This window comes from Shewanella sp. 433 (assembly GCF_059338565.1).
The window spans coordinates 3,580,222-3,602,345 of record NZ_CM181703.1 but is presented as its reverse complement, the minus strand read 5'-3'; the positions used below and the strand labels follow the sequence as shown (position 1 = coordinate 3,602,345).

Sequence of the window (22,124 nt, the reverse complement as noted above, 5' to 3'; positions counted from 1 at the left end):
TTAGTCTAGACAAATTATCGAAGAGAATAGTTGCAGCTATTTACACAAGCAACCGAGCAAAAGAGATAGAATCATCTTAATTGCTGTTTCCATTTTGCTTTATAATAAAGCAATTTTTGCTTAAGAGCCATGAGGTGCCCTTGTCAGATCTAAGATTTATCGCCTTAAAAGCGTGGATTGAACGCGTACTGAGCGCCAATGCCGCCATAGAACTCATTTCTGGTGATGCCAGTTTTCGTCGATATTTTAGGGTAACTCTGGGGCCTAAAAGCTACATCGCCATGGACTCACCTCCGGATCTAATTGCCGTGGGCCCGTTCATCACATTAGCAAACGAATACCAAAAACAGGGGGTTAATGTTCCTCAAGTCATTGAAAAAAATGTTGAACAAGGTTTTTTGCTGCTCAGTGATTTGGGTGATACTCAGCTACTGAGCGTATTAACACCCGCCAATGTCAGCGATTATTACCAGCAGGCATTAGGTTTGCTCATTCCTATTCGCGCAGTCACCACTGTCGATGGCGTACCATTACCACGTTATGACGCCGCCTTTGTTTATCGAGAGTTAGATATTTTTTCTGATTGGTTAATCGGTCGCCATTTACAACTTAAGTGCAGTGCTGATACTCAGCAGATGCTAGCCGATACCTATCGGATACTGGCTGATAGTGCACTAGCGCAACCCCGCGCGGGGATGCACCGCGACTTTCATAGCCGTAATTTGATGTTGTGTGATAAACAGTTGGCGGTGATTGATTTTCAAGATGCAGTGATAGGGCCTGTCACCTATGATGCGGTGTCACTGCTTAGAGACTGTTATGTGCGCTGGCCTGGCGAGGTGGTTGATACCTTGATGCAGCAGCATTACCAGCAATTACTCTCTGACAATGTGCTGAGTCAGGATGTCACTTTGGCGCAATATCAGCGTTGGTTCGATTTAATGGGCATACAGCGTCATCTTAAGGCCGCAGGTATCTTTTGTCGGTTAAATTACCGTGACGCTAAGCCCGGTTACATGCAAGATATTGCGCTCACATTGCAATATGTTAGCGATATCGGCAAGCACTACTCAGTATTACACCCCTTTATCCACTGGTTAGATAATCAAGTGATCCCCAAGATGGAGCAGACCCTGTGAAGGCGATGATTTTAGCTGCAGGTCGTGGCGAGCGTTTACGACCGCTGACGGATAAGCTACCCAAACCGCTGGTTGAAGTGGCAGGTAAGTCATTGATTGTCTACCATATAGAGCGTTTAGCCGCCCTTGGTTTCACCGATATAGTGATTAATCATGCTTGGCTGGGTGATAAGCTTATCCAGGCCTTGGGTGATGGCGAGCGTTGGCAAGTTAACTTGCATTACAGCGGCGAAACAGAGGCATTAGAAACCGGTGGTGGGATTAAAAACGCCTTAGGGTTACTCGGATCTGATCCGTTTTTAGTGATCAACGGCGATGTGTTTATTGATGCGATGCCAACCATCGCAGGCCAACCTCTCTCGTTAGCGGCTATCAAGGCTGCAATGGGCGAGGCTCAGGCTTATTTGTGGTTAGTCGATAATCCGTTGCAGCATCCAGAGGGGGATTTTGCCTTACTTGAGGGGCGGCTGAGCGCTGCTGGCCCAGCCAAGCTGACCTTTTCAGGTATGGGAATTTACCAGCCAGCGCTGTTTAATGGCACCACCAGTAAGCGGTTTGCACTGGCGCCCCTTCTAAAAGATAAAATGGCGCATGGATTAGTTGCCGGTGAACATTTTAACGGCTTTTGGTGCGATGTCGGTACGGTCGAGCGATTAGCGGCACTAAATACGCGCATGACAACACTAGATAAAAAATAACATTAGGTTAATAGATGAAAATTTGGGGTAAGGTATTTGGTTTTGCGATCGGCTTTATGTTTGGTCGTATTTTTGGCGCAATGTTAGGATTATGGCTAGGCCATTTATACGACAAAAAGCGCGCCGAACTCAGTGGCATTATTGGCAAGGGCAGTAATCGCCAAACGCTGTTTTTTAATACCACCTTTGCGGTGATGGGGCATGTTGCAAAGGCCTCCGGCCATGTCACCGAAACGGATATTCGTATCGCTAGCGCGCTCATGGATCAACTGCGCTTAAGCGGTCAGGCTCGGCGCGATGCCCAGATGGCTTTTAACCAAGGTAAAGCCAGTGATTTTGATCTTAACGCTTGCCTCAAAACCTTTCGGTTATTGTCCATGGGGCGTAAAGATCTGGTGCAGATGTTTTTGGAAATCCAGATCCAGACCGCCTTATCTGACGGTGAGCTCGATGCCAAAGAGCATGCTATCTTACTGTTGGTCGCTAAGGAGCTGGGTTACAGCCGTCAGCAGCTCGATGAGTTACTTAAACGCTGGCAGGCGGAGTTTAATTTTCATCGCAGTGGTGGCCAGCAACAGACCTCGATTGCCGACGCCTACAGCGTGCTGGGGTTAACCGAAGCCGACTCTGATCAACAGGTCAAACGTGCCTATCGTAAGCTGATGAATGAACATCACCCAGATAAGTTAGTCGCTAAAGGCTTACCTGCTGAGATGATGGAGCTGGCTAAGAAAAAAGCTCAAGATATTCAAGCGGCTTATGATAGAGTCAAACAAGATCGCGGTATGAGGTAGCGATTTCAAATAGCAGGTTGAAACTCGGTATTAAGCCTCCATCATTGGGTGGCTTAGATCGCCAATGGATTAGCGCCATCTTGGTGCTCAGGGAGATAAACATGAAAGCGATAACGACAACGAGTCGATATCAAGTCGGCTGTCTATTACCTTTGCTGCTCTGCCTAACTGTCCCGTCAACCCCAGTGCAGGGGGCCTCTGTTCAGACTGAACCCGGAATGTTTGTGGCGCCATTTGGTGGTTACAGTTTTGCCGCCAGTGAATTCGATGCCATTGAGGTTAACAGCCAAACTCAAAGTGGGCTTAATATTAGCGAGTCTGGCCATTATGGCGTGATGGCTGGTATAAATACCCGCGATCCTGGTGATGTCTATTTGCTTTATAGCCATCAGGCCACTGAACTTAATCGCCGCGGCAATGTTAATCCTAAGCTGCTGACGACATTGGATGTTGATTACTTGCACATCGGCGGCTCGCTCTATTTCCCTCATGGTGCCTTGCGCCCCTACATCACCACCAGTTTAGGGCTGACTCAAATGCGCCCCGATAACGGTTATGGTAATGAAACGCGTTTTTCGATGGGCTTTGGTGCCGGGATTGAGTATCAAGTGAGTCAGCGCCTTTCGCTGTTTACCGATGCGCGGGCATTTGCCACCTTTGTTAACAGTGACAATTTGCTCTTTTGTGATGCTAGCCAGTGTATCTGGCAGATCAGTGCCGACATTATGTGGCAAGGACAGGTCAATGCTGGGCTAAAGTTACGTTTTTAACTGGCATTGAGACGATAAACTCACCCAACGGATGATGAGAGCAATAACGATGAAAATTGTAGTACTCGATGGCTATACCTTAAATCCGGGCGATCTGAGCTGGCATGGGTTTGAGTCGCTCGGTGACTTTCACTGTTTTGAGCGCACCGCAGCGCCATTAGTGTTAGAACGTGCTCAAGATGCCGATATTATATTAACCAACAAAACCGAGCTTAATGCCGATACCCTTGCCATGCTGCCTTGCGTGCGTTACATAGGTGTATTGGCGACGGGCACGAATGTGGTTGACGTTAACGCCGCCGCAGCGCGGGGGATAGTGGTCACGAATGTGCCAGGGTATGGCCCCGATGCCGTAGCGCAGATGGTTTTTGCCCATATATTGCATCACACCCAAAAGCTCGCTGAACATCATCAGGCGGTTACTGCTGGTCGATGGAGTCAGAGCTCGGATTTTTGTTTTACCTTATCGCCGCTGCAATCGCTTAAAGGTAAAACCTTAGGCTTAATCGGTTATGGCGATATCGGCCGTCAGGTGGCCGCAATTGCGTGTGCATTTCAGATGCAGGTCATGGTCAGTACGCCGCAGCCAAAAACTGACTTACCCACAGGTGTTCGCTGGTGTGAGCGCAGCGCGTTATATCAAGAAGCTGATATTATCTCTTTGCATTGTCCACTCACGCCTGAGACAGATAAGGTGATCAATGCCGCTAGCCTTGCAAAGATGAAACCCAATGCGCTGCTGATCAATACCGCTCGCGGCGCCTTAGTCGACGAAGTCGCGTTAGCTAATGCGCTGAATGGAGGAGCTATTCGCGCCGGTGTCGATGTGTTGTCCAGTGAGCCGCCAGCGGTCGATAACCCCTTGCTCACGGCGAGCAATATCAGCATTAGTCCACATAATTCGTGGGCGACCCGTGAAGCGCGGCAAAATTTGATGGATATTGCACTGAGTAATCTAACCGGCTACCTGTCGGGGCAATCCATTAACCGTGTCTGTTAGTGTGAGATGAGAATTAAAAAAGGCGCTTTAGGCTAATGCTGATCAGTTAAGCATATAAACGATCAGTTGACCGATCTTTAAAAGGCTTCAAAATCCAATATCAGAAATGATATTGGATTTTTTTATGTCTTTAGAACAAGCTTTCTGCACCGCTTTTGAATACCACCAAGAAGCCACAGCTTTTACCAATCTTAATCACTTATTGGATGAAAACATCATCCAGCAAGCCTTTGAAACTGCGGGGGTCGCCACAGTAAGAAAACGTCGCTTACCCCTTGATGCAGTTATGTGGTCTGTCATTGGTATGAGTTTTTACCGACAACAGTCTGTATGGGAGCTTGCGACTCATATGGAGTTGATGCTACCAGGTAAAAAGAAGCTCATTGCCCCCAGTGCTCTTGTTCAAGGGCGCCAGAGGTTAGGTGTGCAGAGTATGAAAAATGCCTTTCAAATGATGGCAAAACATTACTATAGCAACACTCAATTTGAGACATGGTGTGGACTGAATTTATTAGCCGTTGATGGTGTAGTCTGGCGCACTCAGGACACCGCTGATAATCGTAATGCTTTTGGCTCACCATCAAATCAACATGGTGACACCTCATTTCCTCAGGTTCGTATGGTGTGTCATATGGAGCTCACTAGCCATCAACTGATAAATAGCGCGTTTGATGGTTATAAAACGAGTGAAATGAAGCTAGCAGAAGCGCTCATACAGTCAACTCCAGACCATAGTCTCACGATGTTCGATAAAGGTTTTTACTCCTTAAACTTGCTACATCAATGGCAACTAGGTGGTGAAGAGCGGCACTGGTTAATCCCTGCGAGAAAGGGGCTTCAGTACGAGGTTTTACACTCAAATGGCCGGTTAGATAAACAGGTGAAATTGGCAATAACCGCCCAAGCCAGACAACAAAACCCAGCGCTACCGACGCATATAGAAGCGAGGCTGGTGACAAAATCAATAAAAGGTAAGACGCATCAGGTATTAACCTCAATGGTCGACCCATTACGCTTTCCAAGTGCTGACATCGTTGAGTTATATAATCATCGATGGGAAATAGAGCTTGGCTACAGAGAGATGAAACAAACCCTACTAAACAGCGAGTATACGCTAAGAAGTAAAAAATCAGAGATGGTAGAACAGGAACTTTGGGGCTTACTACTTGGCTACAACCTGATGCGTCAAGCAATGACTGAGGCCGCATCAAGAAAAGGAATATGGGCCAATCGCCTCAGCTTCAGTAATTGTGCGAGTACGATACTAAGTTACCTAGCAAGATTACCACTGATGAGCCCAGGAAATTTACCCAAACATTACGAGCAACTGATAGAAATGCTAGGTAACTTCGAGCTACCAACGAAACGAGAAGATAGGGTGTACCCAAGGGCTATAAAGTCAAAACCAAGCAAATATCCCCATAAAAAGAAAAATGCCAATCAGCTTAACTGACTGGCATTACGCTTTAGGCGCCTTTTTTAATGTTTCACACCACGGCCTTGAGTTGCTGGCAATGGGCTAACTTGGGCATGATTACTCGAAGATAACCTCGACCTTAGCCGCAACCGTTAAGGCTTTTTCTATCGCATGTTCAATGGACTCTCCACGGGCAAGGCCGACTCCAAGTCGACGGCGTCCGTCAATTTCAGGTTTGGCAAACAGACGCAGTTGCGTATTCGGCTCGGTTAAGGCCGCAGCCATATTGCGATAACGTAAGTCACTCGACTGGCCCTGAGCCAAGATCACCGCTGATGCTGACGGGCCATGCTGCGCAATATTAGCGATAGGTAAGCCTAAGATGGCGCGCACATGCAGCGCAAATTCAGACAGGTCTTGGCTGATCAAGGTGACAAGTCCGGTATCGTGAGGGCGAGGGGAGACTTCAGAAAAATAAACCTCATCGCCTTTAATAAACAGCTCCACACCAAACAGACCGTAACCGCCTAGGGCCTCTACTACTTTACGGCCAATCTGTTGCGATTTAGCCAATACGCTGGCCGACATGGCTTGTGGTTGCCATGACTCGCGGTAATCGCCATCTTCTTGTCTGTGGCCAATAGGCTCGCAGAAATGGATACCATTAATGGCGCTAATGGTCAGTAAGGTTATCTCATAATCAAATGGCACGAAGCCCTCAACGATGACGCGACCGCCGCCCGCACGGCCACCCTCTTGGGCGTATTGCCATGCTGGCAAGACTTGGGCGTCTTCGCGGATCACGCTCTGGCCTTTACCTGATGAACTCATCACAGGTTTGACCACGCAGGGCAGGCCAATCGTTTGTACTGCCTGTTCAAATTCAGTTTGAGTGTCGCAAAAAAAGTAAGGCGAGGTGGGAATGGCTAGGGTTTCTGCGGCAAGGCGACGTATGCCTTCCCGATCCATGGTCAGTTGGGTGGCTTTGGCGGTCGGGATGACATTGAGCCCTTCGGCTTCCATATCGACCAAGGTTTGGGTGGCAATGGCTTCAATTTCTGGAATAACCAAGTGCGGTTGCTCTAGTGTGATCACTTGGCGCAGAGCCTCGCCATCGAGCATGTTTATCACATGTGAGCGGTGGGCGACTTGCATGGCAGGTGCATTGGGGTATCTGTCGACGCCAATCACTTCAACGCCTAAACGTTGCAGTTCGATTGCGACCTCTTTTCCAAGCTCGCCGCAGCCGAGCAACATGGCGCGCAGCGCGCCTTTAGTGTGGGGTGTGCCTATCATGGTGTGGGTACCTTTTATTCATTATTGGCTAAGGGGATATGCCAATTTTTTATTAGTGTTTTTTAATATCTTACCTTTTTACAGCAAAGTTAAACGGTTTTCGAGTCACCGAGTGTACAAGCGATAACTGCATCAAACTCTGCCGATACAAAAAATGTGATGTCACTGTTGGTTATTGTTTTATTTAAGTGTTATAAGGATGTTAATTGTGGTGGGGTTTCACCGCTCAGAGTACGCTATTGTCAGCGTATAAAAGAATAAGGAGAGCGCTATGTTTTTGGATTACTTTGCGTTGGGGGTGATTATTTTTGTCGGCGTGTTTTTGTTTTATGGCGTTATTGTTATCCATGATATTCCTTATGAAATAGCTAAAAAGCGTAATCATCCGCAACAAGATGCATTGCATGTAGCAGGTTGGGTGAGTTTATTTACCTTACATGCCATTTGGCCTTTTTTATGGATATGGGCCACGTTATATCGAGAAGATAGAGGGTGGGGCTTTAACCAAGTGGTTGAGCGAGAATTACAGTTGGAAGATGAAGTTAAGCAACTCAATCAGACTGTGGTGCAGTTAGAGCATCGAATACAGGCGATCGAAGAGTCTAAGGCGGTTTTGCCAACGCCTGCCAGTGTTATCCCCCCCCAGATGGCTGAAAAGGAATCATAAGATGGATCTGTTAATCGTATTGACTTACGCAGCTTGCTGCATCGCCATATTTAAGGTTTTCCATATTCCGTTAAATAAGTGGACTGTGCCTACCGCGGTGTTGGGTGGTATTTTTATTGTCGGTGGACTGGTGCTGCTGATGAATTACAACCATCCCTATACACCTTATGCTAAAGAGATGTTTGTGTCTGTGCCTATTAACCCTGCTGTTAGAGGGGTGGTTACCGAGGTGAATGTTGCGCCTAATGTTCCTCTGAAAAAGGGCGATGTGCTGTTTAAACTAGATCCGACTCCCTTTGAGGCAGTGGTGATGCAGAAGCGAGCAGCGTTAGCTGCTGCCGAGCTAGAAGTGCCACAGTTAGAAGCGGCTTGGCAGACAGCTAAAGCCAGTGTTGAGTTAGCATTAGCCGATCGAGACCGTACTAAGTCGGCCTTTGACCGTTACGATAAAGGTCAAAGACAAGCTGGTGCCAACTCCCCTTTTAGTGAGCTGGAACTTGATAATCGCCGTCAACGATACTTTGCAGCCGAAGCACAATATACCGCAGCAAAATCGGAAGCATTGCGGGTTCGTTTGGCTTATGAGTCTAATGTTGATGGCGTTAACACTAAAGTGGCGGGGATCCGCGCCGAATTAGATAAGGCGTTGTATGAGCTTGATCAAACTGTGGTTTATGCGCCATCTGACGGAATGGTTACTCAAATGGCCTTGCGTCCAGGTATTGTCGCTGTCCCTATGCCGTTGCGTTCAGTGATCAGCTTTATTCCCAATGAAGAGCGTTATATGGCGGGTGCATTTTGGCAAAACTCTCTGTTACGCCTCAAAGAGGGGGATGAAGCTGAAGTGATATTAGATGCCGCGCCCGGACAAGTATTTAGCGGTACTGTGGCTAAAATATTGCCAGCGATGGCCGAAGGTGAGTTGCAATCAACGGGGAGTTTGATGCCCGCGCGTATGTTGACTTTGCCTGGGCGAGTGGTGGTGTTGATCAAAGTCGACAATAACCAGATTAGCCAATCTTTCCCCGCAGGTGTATCGGGGGAAATCGCCATCTATACTGAGCATTTTTCCCATGTTGCGGTTATGCGTAAGGTGTTGGTGAGAATGCAAGGTTGGTTAAATTATCTGTTCCATTAATCTTATTACACTGCGTATAGAAGATTAATGCTTAATGTTTTATTTCCTGCGCCGATAACAATAGATGATTATCGGCGCAGGAAACTCCTCTGCTCAGTATAAAAACCTATCTGGCTATAATCGTATTTAATATCAGCTCACCAACAGGCTCCGGCATAACGCCTTCGTGTATGGGGATTTTAGGCTCATCTAGTTGGTTTAAATTGTTAATTATGTAGCGCTTGGGGGGAGGTGATGTTTCAGGCCTGCTCATTGGACCTGTGAGGCCACTTTTATATGTGACGCAGTGCGCGAAACGGGTAAAATAGTGACATGCCTGCTGATCCGCTCCGCCAGCTATGCCGTATCGGCTACGCCAATTTAATAAGGTGCTGGTGTATATATGAACTGTGTTGAAAGTGATTTTGCTTATTTAAAGTAGAGTGCATGTGATCGGTTAGATTAAGTCTATGCTGAAGCATGCATTTTTTGTTCTGTTTAGGGGGCCCAGTCTCCAGAAGTTAAGGTGTAACTGTATGTTTGGTTTTGGTGGTGGTAAGTCAGCGTTGCAACAGCAACAAGCGCTAATGAATGAAGCCTTGCGTACTGATAACCACATTTTAAGTGCTATCCGTAATAGCGTGCCTTACATTGAGTTTTCTGTCGATGGTCACATATTGACAGCCAATGAACAGTTTTTGGCCGTTATCGGTTACTCGCTTAAAGAGATCCAAGGACGGCATCATAGTGTCTTGTGTCAAAGCGAATATGTCTCTGATCGCAGTTATAAACAGTTTTGGTACGATCTAGGGCAAGGAAAACTCAATCAAGGTACCTTTCAGCGCATTTGCAAAGATGGGGCTACCATCTGGATTGAAGCCACCTATGTGCCAGTTAAAGATGCACAAGGCCGGGTGAGTAAAGTTATCAAAATCGCCAGCGATGTGACCGAAGACCGGCAACAGCTCGATCGTCAAGAAGCGATTTTTAATGCGTTAAATAAGTCGCTGGCATTTATCGAATTTACCCCAGATGGTGAAGTCATCGACGCCAATAGTAATTTTTGTAACACCATAGGCTACTCGCATCACGAGATTAAGGGCCTGCATCATCGACTTTTTTGTACCGAAAGCTTTTTACGTGAGCAGCCTGACTTTTGGGCGTTGTTGGCTAAAGGCCGATTTCAATCTGGCTTATTTGAACGTATCACCAAGCAGGGTAATACTGTGTGGCTAGAAGCCACCTATAACCCTATCGTTGACGAGAAGGGCAACGTGGTGAGAGTGGTTAAGTTTGCCAGTGATGTCACCCCGCGTATAGAGCACCAGCAAGCGGTACAAAACGCGTCAGTATTGGCTCGTCAAAGCGCAGTTGAGACGGTTGATATTGCTCAAAATGGTGCCAACATGCTCGATTCAGCCTCCGAAGTGGCTAATGATATTGATACATCGGTAACAGAGGCGGCGGCTTTAATGGAGCAACTGGCGCTACAATCACAACAAATTACCAATATTGTGAGTACCATAGCTAAGGTTGCCGATCAAACTAACCTACTGGCGCTCAACGCTGCTATTGAAGCGGCTCGAGCTGGTGAATATGGCCGCGGCTTTGCTGTTGTGGCCGATGAGGTGAGAACCTTAGCGGCAAATACCTCCAGAGCGACTCATGATATCGAAGAGATCGTCAAACGTAATAGTGAATTAACCAAGGTATCAGAAGCGGGGATGTTAGCCATCCAAGCCAAGGTATCTCAGTGTAATCAACAACTGCAATTAACCCAGTCTTTAATTGACGACATTCGCAAAGGGGCGCAAAACGTCGCCGATACGGTTAATGGATTGGTGAGCGACTAGTCAATACTCGTATGCTTACGCCGCAGGATTATTTTGATGACTCTTGCGGCGGAAATTGAGCTAATATTTTTGCCACGGTTTGCTGTGTTAGCTGAGCTTTATCTGCGCCGCCTGAATCAAAACTAAAGCTGTCGCTGCCACGCCAAATTAGCTGCTGTGTCCTAGTATCAATCATATCAATTTGAATCGTTTGTAATTTTGCCGAGTCACTGCCGATAGGCACGCCCACGCTGGTGCCTATGCCCACTCCACCAGAGCTGCCCCAACTGCCTGTTCCCAGCCCTATGGATAGCCCGGACGTTTTAGGCTTATTGGTAATACTGAAGGTGTAATTGACCTTAAATTGTGCCGCGTCATCGGCTTGGTTAAACCCTTGGGCGAGCAGAGATGATTGTATGGCATCGGTTATCCGTTGTGCGCTTAGAGGATCGCTATTGCTGGCTGTGGTGATGCTAGAGAAAGTGTGCAGCTGACTAAAGTCATAAGCGGTATCGTAATCTTGATTTGGGTTGCTGCTGCAGGCCAACAGCAGTAGGCTACAAAAGAGTATGCTTGCCAATCGTGTCGATATCATCATTAATCCTCTACGGTTATTGCCGTTACTGACTCTAAGCACTACAGCGAAAAAATGCAGTGATTCACATGGTTAGTCGTGGTGGCTGATCGTTTATCTGCATTTTTTGAGTATGTATCTCATGGCTTAATATTAGCCAGTTTGCACCAGATAGGTTATGTTTTATTAACATTTAACGTTGTCGATACGCTGTGAAATAGACTTTGGGATGACTGGCTGTACTCAATCATTAAGGAGGGCAAGTGGAACAATTAGAGTTTTTTGCAATACCTAGCCCTTGTATTGGGGTGTGCCAGACGGATGCGAGAGGCTACTGTAAAGGGTGTTTACGTAACCGAGATGAGCGCTTCAATTGGCTCAACTTTTCAGATGCACAAAAATATAATGTGATCCGTTTGTGTAAACAGCGTAAGCGCCGGCGATCACTGGCGTTACAAAAAGCCAAGAAGAGTGAAATATTACAAGCAAGATTAGCGCAAACTGCTCGTTTAGATTTCGATGAGCAAGCCTAATCGCTCACCAACTGAGGGTAAACCTCGTCTCACTAGGTTTGCTGGTAAGTGTCACGTCACCATGATGCCACTGCATGATGCGTTTGATGATGGCCAGTCCCAAACCGTGCCCTTGGCTATCTTGTGTTGTGGCTTGGCTACGATAAAAGGGCTCAAATATTTTATTCTGCTCTTGCGGTGCGATCCCATCACCATCATCAGTGACACTGATACTGACCCCTTTATTAAGAAAGCTGAGTTCGATCTGGATCTGCTGCTTGGCGAACCGCTGTGCATTGACGAGCAGATTTTGCAGGGCGCGGTCGATAAGCGCTGGATCGGCGCTTACTGGGCGCTGATCTCCTGCGATAGTAAAATCGATGGAGATAGGGCTGAGGTGTTGTAAACGTTCAATCGTTTGCCGCACAACAGATGTTAGATCGCACTGGATCTGAGGTTGCGTATGCCGCCGAGTTTCCAAACTGGCGTAGGTTAGCAACTCTTGTAGTAGGTTTTCCATCTCTTCGACATCTTGCTGCATCTCGGCTAAAAAAGCCTGTCGCCGCTCGATATCGATATCGGGGTGACAATACTGTGGCATTAAGGCTAGCGCGAATTTAAATCGGGCCAGCGGTGTTCTAATTTCATGGGATACCGCATTGGACAAGTGGCGCTGATTTTCTATTAGCGCACTAATATGTTGAGCCATTTCATTAAAAGTTTGGGCTAGTGGCAACACTTTTGAGTGAGGGGGCAGTTGGATTTGGGTGTCCCACTTGGCCTGACCAAAGGCTTTGGTCGCCAGCCTTAATGTTTGTAGATCTCGCGATAGCGGCCACACCCACAGCAACACCACTAAGGCTAATGACAGATAAAACAATAGTGTAAACAGCCTTCTAAGCTGTCCATTTGGAGTCAGCTCTATTGGGCCAGCCATTAATATCTGTTGCTCATCTAACTTGATAAAATGCAGCTCATGCTGATCATTATGAGCCGTCACTAACACCTTATCTGTGCTGAGTTGGTCGCTATCGATTAAGGCAATTTGTTTGGCATCTAATAGTTGCAGCGGATAGAGCCTGTTGCTGCCTATCTGGGCGAGCAGTTTCGCTCGCTCAGCTCGTGGGTGGGCGGCCAGCAGTTTGGCCATCGCTATCAGCGGTGCGTTAGCAGCATCGCTGTCTTCGATGTTATTTTGCCAAATACTGTCCAGCGTCCAGCCGATCCCCAGTACGCCGATGCTGAGTATAAGATAGAGGCTAACAAACAGTCGTTTCAAAAGTCATTTCGCTTAATTGTTCCATGCCTCGGGGGCAAATAGGTAGCCTTGGCCCCACACGGTTTTGATTCTAAAAGGCGTATCAATATTGTCCCCCAGCTTTTTGCGTAAACGTGAGATGCGAACATCTATCTTTCTATCTTTACCATCGAAGTCGATATTGAGAAGGTATTGATAGATATATTGGCGGCTGAGTACCTGCCCACCTTGTGAGGCCAGCAACCATAATAGTTCAAACTCATGGCTGGTGAGGTCGACTTGTTTATCTCCTAGACGGATAGTTTGCGTGTGTGGATCGATACTGAGACGTCCGTAAGTCAAACAATGTGATTCGGCCTGCATAGGTTTCGCTTTGCGGCGTAGCAGATTATTGATTCTAGCAATCAATAAGGCCGGTTCGACGGGCTTGACGACATAATCATCAGCGCCGAGTTCTAGGCCTTTAATTTGGTCTTCATTTGAGCCCATGGCGCTCATCAGTAAGATAGGGCCAGCAAAATAGTCGGGTAGCTTTTCACACAAGGTGAGCCCATCCATGCCAGGTAGCATGATGTCGAGCAAGATAATATCGGGTTTATAATTGAGCAGTCGAGTGAGTACGGTATCGCCACGACGCTCAACTTCAACATGCATTCCGTGGGATTTTAAATAATCCACGATGAGGTTGGCTAGACGGATATCGTCTTCGACAAGCAGGACTCTATGGGTCGCTTGAGCTTCTGACATTAAAATAGACTCCAGGGGTTACGATAGCGGCGCCGAGTTTTGGGCTCCGAGGTTGGGGTAATGTTTAATTGCGCACTGGCTAAGGTTTGGTGCGTCAGTTTGTTGATCAATATAAATTGAATATCTTCTTTACTTGAAACCTTCAGCGACAGAGCATGAATGTCTGCGGTATCGGCGCACCATTTAGGTATGGTTTGATAATTAGATAAAACACATACCACTTGCGGAATAGCGGTATGCCAGTTTAAGTGCAATTCTATCTCACAGCTTTGTTCTTCAGTGGCGGTAATACAAAATTGTGGCGATACCGACAGTGAGGCCGTATGTTCGCTTTCTGTCGCCATAGTGCTATTGGCTAAGAAGAACCACAGCAATGTGGCATGTAAAAATGGGATAATCAACGAGTACACTAGTCTTAAAACCTATACGCAGCGCCAACAAAGAAGGTGTTGCTGCTGTGCTTATTGACTAAGGGACTGGCAACTATCTCATCGGCCAGGTCGGTGTAGCGGGCTAGAAATAACAATGCCCAATGTGAGTTAATTATATATTGAGTCGTCAATGTTAGGCTTACGTTGGTCGCAGAACCAGGATTGTAAGCTTGGTGCCAGTAATAATTTTCGCTGCTTCTGACGCCATAGTAATAATTGACCACTTCTTGGCTTTTCCAATTGGCACTGCTTGCTAGTTCAAATTTCCATTGATCGATGGCAAAGCGGTACATCCATTTTAGTTGAGCTTCCATACCTGAATGAACATCGAGTAGATCGTGAGCCCATGCCATATTGAAGATGCCAACAGGTGTATATAAAAAGGCTTCAATGCCACCTAGAACGGTAAAATCTCGCTCCTCCAATTCATTAAATTGTAATGCATAAAGATCGTCTAAATCCCAAAATGATGTTGAATTAGCGCTGCCTGTTGAGACTCGGCTGCCACCAGCAACAAAGATATTAGAGGGATCCCAGCGAGAAAAATAGGCACTATCATCACTAAAACTGGTGACAAGATTAACGGTCATGTTTTCGCTTTCAAGCAGGCTATAGCCAAGGTTACCGTTATCTAAAAACCACTTTTCACCGTAGTAAGCAAAGGTTGGCGTGATATAGATGGGAATGTCATCGAACTGGGTGATGGGATTGGATTTTACGCCATAGCCAACAGCAATACCGATATCCCAAATGCCAATGGTGATGCACTCGCTATTATTGTTGCAGTCGACAGTCTCATTGGCATAGGTTGCAAATGATAATAAAGCTGTCGTTAGTAGTGCAGTGATAAATTTTTTCATTATGGCTATGGGATCATGGGTGATTAAGTAATTAAATTCCTACACTACAGATTAACACTGAAGCCGTTTTTAAGCTGTTGTTTCAATAAGGTTGATACAAAGTGATACAGTTGTCGATTCACTAGCATGCTTGGGCTGTAGGGGATAGGAACACCTGCTCACAATGCTCCCACTAAATGACGTAATACCGCCTTTTAAGGTAACCCAGCGTGTCTATTTTTCTACATCATAACCTCTTAGGTAAAGTCATTGACTTAACCACCGACGAGTGTTCACTCCAAGGTTGAGACGGTGATGACAAGGATGGGGTAATAAGCTTATCGTCGTTGTTAATGGAGCCACGGGTAAGGCATTTGATATCACCTAAGGATAAACAGCCTCACAGAGCAACCCCCTGCAGTGTCGGGCTGGTCGTAGGCTGGGCGCATGGTGCGATGTTTCGCGCGACTTTAACCTGATCTAGATCAGCCATGCTGGTTTTTTAGGATACGCTGCTTAATTTTGTGGCCTATATCTCACTATGATTGATTGTGCCTGCTTGATCACAATAAGCGGCGCTATTGCCTCGCCTTGAGAAGGCGATAAGCTCAGTGGTACCCACTCGTTGTGATGCGCGTCATGCTAACTGTCTATTTGTGATGTCGGTCTCGTTTTTGTGGCGGATTTATCTATCTTTATGATTATATTGGATTATATACCCCCTCAAATATGGTGTCCCGCCACGATCTAAGCGCAACCATCTGTATTTAAATACTATTTCATTTAATTTTGCTCGAATGTGGCTGTGGATTGCTGTCGTACTGCAGCTGCTCTAGAATCCGCCGCTTGCTGCGCGACCTATAGGAGATCGCGTATTTCTGCATTGCAATTGATTAGGGGAATTTAATGTCTACCACTTTCGCAAATCCTGCGCCTTTAGGCTTAATGGGATTTGGCATGACCACTATTTTACTCAATATTCACAACGCTGGATATTTTCCCATTGACGCTATGATCCTCGCAATGGGGATGTTTTATGGCGGACTAGGGCAAGTGATTGTAGGGATTATGTGTTTTGTCAGAGGCGACACCTTTGGTACCACAGCCTTTACCTCATACGGTTTATTCTGGCTGACCTTGGTAGGGCTTATCATCTTGCCTAATGGCGGGATTGCTGCGAGCCCAGCACACTTTATGGGCTGGTATTTGGCATTGTGGGGCACCTTTACTGCCTTTATGTTTGTGGCCTCGCTGCGCTACCCAAGGGCAAAACAGTTTGTGTTTGGGTCTTTGACGCTACTGTTCTTTTTACTGGCGGCGCGTGATTTTACTGGCAGTGAGTTAATTGGCACGATTGCGGGGTTTGAAGGCATTATCTGTGGCGCCAGTGCCATCTATTTTGCCATGGCTCAGGTGATCAACGCCGAATATGGGCGCACCATTTTGCCTGTAGGTGAAATCAAAAAAGCCTAACCTAATAGTGATGTTCAGGCTGCCGAGGTTTGCAATCGAGAGGTGCAAAATGGCAGCCTGAGCTGTCACGCTGGTATTAAGGCGGCAATTGGCCTTAATTAATGGGGCTTAACACTATTTCAACGCGGCGATTTTGTGCTCGACCTTGTTCAGTACTGTTACTCGCAATAGGACGTGACTCGCCCATGCCTTGTGAGGCGATACGTACAGGTGCAACATTTTGTGACATCAAGTAGTTGGCCACTTCACTGGCACGAACTTGTGATAGTCGTAAATTATATGACTCACTTCCCGTGCTATCGGTATAGCCAATAATATTCAGTCTGGTTTCATCATATTCTTTAGCCACTAACGCGACGCTGTTGAGCACTTGCTGTGCACGTGCACTCAGTTGACTCTGGTCAACACCAAAGGTCACTTCGTTGGGCATATTCAAAATAATATTATCGCCACTACGGGTAACACTTACCCCCGTCGATTGTAGTTGTTTACGCAGCTCGGCTTCTTGTACATCCATATAATAACCAACCCCGCCACCAACAGCCGCCCCAGATGCGGCGCCGATCAAGGCACCTTTACCGCGATCGCTCTTGCTTGAAGAGGCCACGCCAATAGCGGCGCCAGCAATCGCGCCAATAATCGCCCCATTGGTGGCTTTGGCATTTTGCGATTCATTAGTGTATGGATTGGTGGTTTGGCAGGCTGACAATAGTAGCGCCGAGCCAGCAACAAGCGCGGTTAACGCATGTTTTTTATGGTTCATGGTGACTCCAAAATTGATCGACAACGCTCTGTTTGCCGAGATTGATGAATATTTTTTATTAACAATGATCTTAGTTTACCTAAGCGAGAGTCAGTTAATTCAAGCTGACACTTTGCTCCTTTTGCGTTTAACTATACTCACATACCGTGGGCCAGTTAATATTGATTTTTGTCGGTGAGTTTTATCGGCTCAGTAGGCCCAAACTGCTTATATCTTAGCCCTAATAAAATCGCAGGCCTGAGGATTCAGATGACTTTTTGATACGTAACTGGTGCCTTTGGCTAAGGTGATGAGGAAACCTTTATCGGTTTCTTTAATGCGATACATCTCATCCCAAGCAATGAGGGTGTTGACGCAATAAGACTGAGTGCTAATGCCGCGCTCATCTACGGTCAGGGTGGTTTCATTACCTGCGGCTTTGCTCCACATCTGCCTTATCAGCCACCATGATCGTTTAAATTTAACACTAAGTGCTTCCAGTACCCCAAGGCCGATAATAAACCATGAAGCATAGCTATTACTGCCAGTGAGCAGAAGCGCCGTGCCAATAACAATAAAGCCGATGGCTTTGTAATAGGCTTTTATCGATGTGTCCTGCGTCACCGATTGGTCAAAGCATTCTGCATAATAGGCTTTATCGAGGGTAAATTGGGTGGTGTAGTGAAATGGGTCACTCATAGGGAATTTAAAGTCACTTAAAACGATTTTGCCTTAGTGTAATGGCAATAGAAATTTGTGCAACGATGTACTCGCTTTAGAGTCTATTTATCAACAAACTTTAATATAAGACTGTCGGTTATCCTAAGTGTCAAAGGGCTAGGATAAAGGGCTGTGTTACTCGCAAGCGTTATGTTTACTCAGCCGATCTGGTTAAGGTAAGCAGCTAAATCGCCTGTGTTAACTGCTTAACTAAGATGCGATGCTTATCAGGGATAATGGGTCCAAGCATCGGTGAGTCAGTTACTACTAACCGGCGTTTTCGTAATGATTGCGCTCACTTGGGTTGTCGCTTACATATTGGACAAACTCCACTTCAAATCCGTCAGGATCAATAAAATAGGCATTGCGGCGGTGTGGAGCGCTCACGCCTTCTTTGTCGACTGCAAATCCCGCTTGAGTTAACCGTTTGATGACGCCGTCAAGATCATGGGTGACAAACGCAAAATGGGCCAGCCCGACTTGATGACCTGTCAATTCTCGATTGTTCGCTTCACCATCATCATTCAAGGCCAAATATTGATAGTCATCACCAAAGTGTACCCAATGGCGTGGCTTGCCATACCAAGTCCCTTCGCCACCCCCGCGGATCGCCCAGTGAGGCAATGCCGCCTGATAGAAGGCTAGGCTGGTGTTGATATCTTTAACGACTAAATTCACATGCTCTAAATGGATCATGATTTACTCCTTATGTACATGGCTTAAAGCTACATGCCGTAGCTGTATTCCTGCTGTTTTGGGTAAGCTTGATGCTGGTGGTTATGGCGAATGGTGGCTAAGGCGAGGGCGTATTGATGCAGCATGTGTAGGCTGTAATCAATGCGCGCTCTGAGGTGTTGTTCGCGCGCATCTTGCGGACCTTGTTGCAGCACATTTTCACTGTTTCTAATGATCAGGTGATCGGGAATGGGCACCAGTTTGTTGTTCTTTAGTGCATTCATTTTGAGCTCGGCAATTGGGTAGGCGCCGCTTATGCCGCTCGATACCGCCACTAATAGCGCCGGTTTGTGGGCGGTGTCTTGACCATCACACAGCAGCAGAAAATTCTTTAATAAGGGCGATGCCATGCCGCCCCATTCTGGCGTGATAAGCACTAAGGCATCGGCCTGTTTCACCTGCTGGTCAATACTGTGCCAGTCGCTATCGAGTAATGCAGGACTCGCCCTGTCACCATCCCAAAAAGGTAGCTGATACTGACACAGTTCAACATGGTTAATGGACTGAAATTGAGGGCTATGCTCTGCAATATATCGCGCGACATTGGCGCTTTGAGATGGGGTTCTTTGGCTGGCACTGACGATGAGGAGATTCATATTGTAAACCTTTTTGTTTATTTAATAATTTATAAAGTAGATGCTTTACTTAAGTTTGTAAACAATAAAGTAAATAAAAAAGTTTACTTATTGGTTGGCTCGACATGATTGATCGCAGATAATAGTCAGATAATAGTCAGATAGCAGTCTGAGCCGGGAGCCGAGAGTGACCAAGAAAACCAGTGAAAAAATAGTCGATTATATTAAAGTGACTGGGCCGTGTACCGCCAAGACCTTAGCTGAACAGTTTTCATTAACCACCATGGGGGTGCGCCAGCATCTGCAAGGGTTAGAAGAGGCCGGGATGCTGGCCTTTGACGATCGCAAGGCGAGTCGTGGTCGGCCGACACGCTATTGGTCTCTCACCAAGAAAAGTGACGCCTTGTTCCCTGATAAACATGATGATTTAACTCACCAACTGATTGAGTCGGTTAAGGTTGTGTTTGGCGATAGTGGATTAGCACAATTGATCAGCCACAGAGAAGAAGCCAGTAAAGTGCTTTATCAAAGTGCATTGGCGCATCATGCCAGTGTGCTCGATAAACTGCATGCCCTTGCCAGACTAAGAACCGACGAAGGCTATGTCGCCACCGTTGAGCAAGAGGATAATCACTTTTGGCTGCTGGAAAATCATTGTCCTATTTGCGCCGCAGCCAGCAGTTGTGTCAATTTTTGCCGCTCAGAGTTACAGCTTTTTCAATGGTTATTTGAGGGGGTCGCAACTGTCAGCAGAGAGGAGCACATTATTGAGGGCGCTCGCCGCTGTGCCTATAAAGTGACGCCTACAACTGGCCTTGTAGGTGAGTCATAATGCAGTCTAAACGGGCGAGGTTAGACAGGTTTATTAGCAGCCATACGCAGATCCCCAAAAAGCAGATACGGCTAATTCTGGCCCAAGGGCGGGTGACGGTTGACGGCCAACTAGCCCGTGATATTGATTTAGCGGTCGACCAATTTAGTCATATCGTTTTTGACGGCCAGGTGCTGCAGCAGCGCCGCGCACGTTACATCATGTTACACAAGCCTGTGGGAGTGGTATGCGCCACCAAAGATGAGCAGCACAAAACGGTCATCGACTTGCTCGATGGCACTGATAATCGCGATCTGCATATTGTAGGCAGGCTCGATCTCAATACCTCTGGTCTAGTGCTCCTGACCAATGATGGCCAGTGGTCTAAACGCATTATGACGCCAGACCATAAAGTGGCTAAAACCTATTTAGTGACCCTTAAAAAACCCTTGAGTCAGGAGTATATTGAGGCCTTTGCTCAAGGGTTTTATTTTGCATTTGAAGATATCACCACCTTGCCAGCTCAGTTAACCATAGTGAACGCTGCACTGGGGCATCAAGCATTAGTGACCTTGTATGAGGGGCGATATCACCAAATTAAGCGTATGTTTGGCCGTTTTCGCAATCCTGTCGTGGCGCTGCACCGTTTATCGGTTGGCACCTTAGCGTTGGATGAGCACCTGCAACCAGGCCAAAGCCGCGAGTTGACACCTCATGAGGTGGCGACAATATAGTTCGCCGTGATCAATCGCGCCGCTTGGTGTATTTGCTAGCCCCAGCTAAACGCAAGACCATGATGATTACAATTGTTAACGGTTTGTTTTCAAATGTGTGATCAAGCCGCTAGTGTGGCGATTATTGGCTATGCTATAAACAGATGATAACCCTCATAGACAATAGTGCCGATGATGAGTCAAACCTTAAAAAAGATCAGTGAGCTCGACGTGTTTTGCTTAATGGTATTTAAGGTGATCTTTCAAACAGGACACGCCAACGTCGCCGCCAAACAACTTAATGTCTCTGCGCCAAAAATTAGCCGTTGTTTAAATATGTTACGCGCCACCTTTGATGATGAGTTGTTTTATCGCCGTCAACTGGGGTTAAAACCCACCCCCATGGCGGAGTTTTTATATGAGCCTGTCTGTCAGTTTTGTGATGCGGTGTTAAAAATAGAGCAATCGCTGGTGGATCAAACCTGTGAGCCCAGCCGAGGCTGTTTCAAAGTGGCGGTGATCCCCAGCATTTTGGCCAGCTTATCGTTAGCCTTTGCCCAAAGTGAGCATCGTCAGTTAATGGGCCAACTGCAGTTTGTGACTTGGGACAATGAATCAGCCGACAGTATTCACAATGGTGAACTGGATATGGGCATCGCTTTCGCCGCCGACAGTGAGCATACGTTGAGTATTGAACCTGTCGGTGATTTGTCACAGCTTTGTGTTGCGGCCCATCAAAGCCATGCGATTTGGACGGATGCTTCAGAACTGACCTTAGAGGCCATCTGCCAATTTCCGTTTTTGTGCCTAAATGGCAAAGGCTTTAATGATAAGATCGATCCCTTAGAAGTGTTTGCTCGCCAAGCGGGGCTTACTCTTGAGGGGATCGATAGAGTCTGCTCACGAGATGAATGGTATAGCCACCTACTCACCATGGGCTCCTTGTCATTTTTACCTTGCTCAGAGGCGCTGATTTGCACCGCTTTACCCGGTATCAAAGTGATGGCATTGCCTAGTGAACAGGTGCAACGTTTGCATGGTGATAGCATGTCTCCACAATATTTACTTATTGAAAATGCACCAGAATATCGACGTTATTCAACCGAGCAGCGCGCGCTAATGGTTCAATTACTTAAACAATTGCTGGCCACTGGCCAAAGCTGACCCTCTGTTTTAAATATTGAAATTTACCGTTGCAGATTTCGAAATTTCCATTCATGAATCTATCAATTACAGTCACAACTCGAACACAATTCACTAACAA

24 protein-coding genes and 1 pseudogene are annotated in these 22,124 nt (G+C 46.6%); 15 read left to right on the top strand and 10 right to left on the bottom strand.

Going from position 1 to position 22,124, the window contains the following annotated elements; all coding sequences use genetic code 11:
• Positions 1 to 134 precede the first annotated feature (134 nt).
• From AC5YB1_RS15970 to AC5YB1_RS15945, 6 genes are all read left to right on the top strand, one after another.
• A complete protein-coding gene (locus AC5YB1_RS15970; RefSeq protein ID WP_494519974.1) occupies positions 135 to 1,139 on the top strand; it encodes an aminoglycoside phosphotransferase family protein in 1,005 nt (334 codons plus the stop codon).
• Positions 1,136 to 1,837 carry an N-acetylmuramate alpha-1-phosphate uridylyltransferase MurU gene (gene murU, locus AC5YB1_RS15965; RefSeq protein ID WP_494519973.1) on the top strand — a complete coding sequence of 234 codons (702 nt, stop codon included), beginning with the start codon at positions 1,136 to 1,138 and terminating at the stop codon, positions 1,835 to 1,837. The genes AC5YB1_RS15970 and murU overlap by 4 nt, the downstream gene beginning before the upstream one ends.
• A 14-nt stretch (positions 1,838 to 1,851) precedes the next feature.
• Complete coding sequence (gene djlA / locus AC5YB1_RS15960; protein ID WP_494519972.1) at positions 1,852 to 2,631, top strand: co-chaperone DjlA; 780 nt, start codon at positions 1,852 to 1,854, stop codon at positions 2,629 to 2,631.
• Between the two features lie 101 nt (positions 2,632 to 2,732).
• Positions 2,733 to 3,401, top strand: a complete 669-nt coding sequence (locus AC5YB1_RS15955) for an outer membrane beta-barrel protein (protein WP_494519971.1) — start codon at positions 2,733 to 2,735, stop codon at positions 3,399 to 3,401.
• A gap of 49 nt (positions 3,402 to 3,450) precedes the next feature.
• On the top strand, positions 3,451 to 4,401 hold the full coding sequence (locus AC5YB1_RS15950; protein WP_494519970.1) for a D-2-hydroxyacid dehydrogenase: 951 nt from the start codon (positions 3,451 to 3,453) through the stop codon (positions 4,399 to 4,401).
• Between the two features lie 124 nt (positions 4,402 to 4,525).
• Complete coding sequence (locus tag AC5YB1_RS15945) at positions 4,526 to 5,854, top strand: IS4 family transposase (RefSeq protein WP_494518922.1); 1,329 nt, start codon at positions 4,526 to 4,528, stop codon at positions 5,852 to 5,854.
• Between the two features lie 81 nt (positions 5,855 to 5,935).
• Here the strand turns inward: AC5YB1_RS15945 and purT are convergent, their stop codons facing one another.
• On the bottom strand, positions 5,936 to 7,114 hold the full coding sequence (gene purT / locus AC5YB1_RS15940) for a formate-dependent phosphoribosylglycinamide formyltransferase (protein ID WP_494519969.1): 1,179 nt from the start codon (positions 7,112 to 7,114) through the stop codon (positions 5,936 to 5,938).
• Between the two features lie 271 nt (positions 7,115 to 7,385).
• On the opposite strand from purT, the gene AC5YB1_RS15935 reads away from it, so the two are divergent.
• The 4 genes and pseudogenes from AC5YB1_RS15935 (at position 7,386) to AC5YB1_RS15920 (ending at position 10,751) form a co-directional block, all read left to right on the top strand.
• Positions 7,386 to 7,781, top strand: coding sequence for a DUF3302 domain-containing protein (locus AC5YB1_RS15935; RefSeq protein WP_494519968.1), 396 nt, complete (start codon positions 7,386 to 7,388; stop codon positions 7,779 to 7,781).
• A gap of 1 nt (position 7,782) precedes the next feature.
• Positions 7,783 to 8,919, top strand: a complete 1,137-nt coding sequence (locus AC5YB1_RS15930) for an HlyD family secretion protein (RefSeq protein WP_494519967.1) — start codon at positions 7,783 to 7,785, stop codon at positions 8,917 to 8,919.
• A 449-nt stretch (positions 8,920 to 9,368) separates the two neighbouring features.
• Positions 9,369 to 10,220 (top strand): annotated as a pseudogene (locus tag AC5YB1_RS15925) (PAS domain-containing protein); the annotation flags it as partial.
• An 84-nt stretch (positions 10,221 to 10,304) separates the two neighbouring features.
• Entirely contained in the window at positions 10,305 to 10,751 is a 447-nt protein-coding gene (locus AC5YB1_RS15920; protein WP_494521659.1) for a methyl-accepting chemotaxis protein, read from the top strand.
• Positions 10,752 to 10,779: 28 nt separating this feature from the next.
• Here AC5YB1_RS15920 and AC5YB1_RS15915 read toward each other — a convergent pair whose 3' ends face one another.
• Positions 10,780 to 11,328, bottom strand: coding sequence for a DUF4136 domain-containing protein (locus AC5YB1_RS15915; RefSeq protein ID WP_494519966.1), 549 nt, complete (start codon positions 11,326 to 11,328; stop codon positions 10,780 to 10,782).
• A 239-nt stretch (positions 11,329 to 11,567) separates the two neighbouring features.
• On the opposite strand from AC5YB1_RS15915, the gene AC5YB1_RS15910 reads away from it, so the two are divergent.
• Positions 11,568 to 11,837 (top strand): DUF1289 domain-containing protein, encoded by a 270-nt coding sequence (locus AC5YB1_RS15910; protein ID WP_494519965.1) that lies wholly within the window; start codon positions 11,568 to 11,570, stop codon positions 11,835 to 11,837.
• Between the two features lie 4 nt (positions 11,838 to 11,841).
• Here the strand turns inward: AC5YB1_RS15910 and AC5YB1_RS15905 are convergent, their stop codons facing one another.
• The 4 genes from AC5YB1_RS15905 to AC5YB1_RS15890 are packed head-to-tail and all read right to left on the bottom strand — an operon-like array spanning position 11,842 to position 15,112.
• The gene (locus AC5YB1_RS15905) at positions 11,842 to 13,095 is read right to left on the bottom strand and encodes an ATP-binding protein (protein WP_494519964.1); all 1,254 of its coding nucleotides are present in this window, start codon (positions 13,093 to 13,095) and stop codon (positions 11,842 to 11,844) included.
• Positions 13,096 to 13,107: 12 nt separating this feature from the next.
• The gene (locus AC5YB1_RS15900) at positions 13,108 to 13,821 is read right to left on the bottom strand and encodes a response regulator (RefSeq protein WP_494519963.1); all 714 of its coding nucleotides are present in this window, start codon (positions 13,819 to 13,821) and stop codon (positions 13,108 to 13,110) included.
• Positions 13,821 to 14,231, bottom strand: coding sequence for a DUF3019 domain-containing protein (locus AC5YB1_RS15895; RefSeq protein WP_494519962.1), 411 nt, complete (start codon positions 14,229 to 14,231; stop codon positions 13,821 to 13,823). The genes AC5YB1_RS15900 and AC5YB1_RS15895 overlap by 1 nt, the downstream gene beginning before the upstream one ends.
• 5 nt (positions 14,232 to 14,236) lie before the next feature.
• Positions 14,237 to 15,112, bottom strand: a complete 876-nt coding sequence (locus AC5YB1_RS15890; protein WP_494519961.1) for a MipA/OmpV family protein — start codon at positions 15,110 to 15,112, stop codon at positions 14,237 to 14,239.
• Positions 15,113 to 15,997: 885 nt separating this feature from the next.
• Here AC5YB1_RS15890 and AC5YB1_RS15885 point away from each other — a divergent pair.
• Positions 15,998 to 16,564: an acetate uptake transporter gene (locus AC5YB1_RS15885; protein WP_475515956.1), complete on the top strand. Its 567-nt coding sequence runs from the start codon at positions 15,998 to 16,000 to the stop codon at positions 16,562 to 16,564.
• 94 nt (positions 16,565 to 16,658) lie between these two features.
• Here the strand turns inward: AC5YB1_RS15885 and AC5YB1_RS15880 are convergent, their stop codons facing one another.
• From AC5YB1_RS15880 to AC5YB1_RS15865, 4 genes are all read right to left on the bottom strand, one after another.
• Positions 16,659 to 17,327 carry a YiaD family glycine zipper/OmpA-like lipoprotein gene (locus tag AC5YB1_RS15880; protein WP_494519960.1) on the bottom strand — a complete coding sequence of 223 codons (669 nt, stop codon included), beginning with the start codon at positions 17,325 to 17,327 and terminating at the stop codon, positions 16,659 to 16,661.
• 207 nt (positions 17,328 to 17,534) lie between these two features.
• Positions 17,535 to 18,005 (bottom strand): YcxB family protein, encoded by a 471-nt coding sequence (locus AC5YB1_RS15875; protein ID WP_494519959.1) that lies wholly within the window; start codon positions 18,003 to 18,005, stop codon positions 17,535 to 17,537.
• Between the two features lie 288 nt (positions 18,006 to 18,293).
• Positions 18,294 to 18,722 (bottom strand): VOC family protein, encoded by a 429-nt coding sequence (locus tag AC5YB1_RS15870; RefSeq protein WP_494519958.1) that lies wholly within the window; start codon positions 18,720 to 18,722, stop codon positions 18,294 to 18,296.
• A 29-nt stretch (positions 18,723 to 18,751) separates the two neighbouring features.
• Positions 18,752 to 19,357: an NAD(P)H-dependent oxidoreductase gene (locus tag AC5YB1_RS15865; RefSeq protein WP_494519957.1), complete on the bottom strand. Its 606-nt coding sequence runs from the start codon at positions 19,355 to 19,357 to the stop codon at positions 18,752 to 18,754.
• A 166-nt stretch (positions 19,358 to 19,523) separates the two neighbouring features.
• Between AC5YB1_RS15865 and AC5YB1_RS15860 the strand changes: the two genes are divergently transcribed.
• The 3 genes from AC5YB1_RS15860 to AC5YB1_RS15850 all read left to right on the top strand — a co-directional run bounded on the left by AC5YB1_RS15860 (position 19,524) and on the right by AC5YB1_RS15850 (position 22,024).
• Positions 19,524 to 20,168, top strand: coding sequence for a helix-turn-helix transcriptional regulator (locus AC5YB1_RS15860; protein ID WP_494519956.1), 645 nt, complete (start codon positions 19,524 to 19,526; stop codon positions 20,166 to 20,168).
• Positions 20,168 to 20,881: a pseudouridine synthase gene (locus tag AC5YB1_RS15855; RefSeq protein ID WP_494519955.1), complete on the top strand. Its 714-nt coding sequence runs from the start codon at positions 20,168 to 20,170 to the stop codon at positions 20,879 to 20,881. Before AC5YB1_RS15860 ends, AC5YB1_RS15855 begins: the two co-directional genes overlap by 1 nt.
• Before the next feature lie 174 nt (positions 20,882 to 21,055).
• On the top strand, positions 21,056 to 22,024 hold the full coding sequence (locus tag AC5YB1_RS15850; protein WP_494519954.1) for a LysR family transcriptional regulator: 969 nt from the start codon (positions 21,056 to 21,058) through the stop codon (positions 22,022 to 22,024).
• The last annotated feature ends 100 nt before the right edge of the window (positions 22,025 to 22,124 follow it).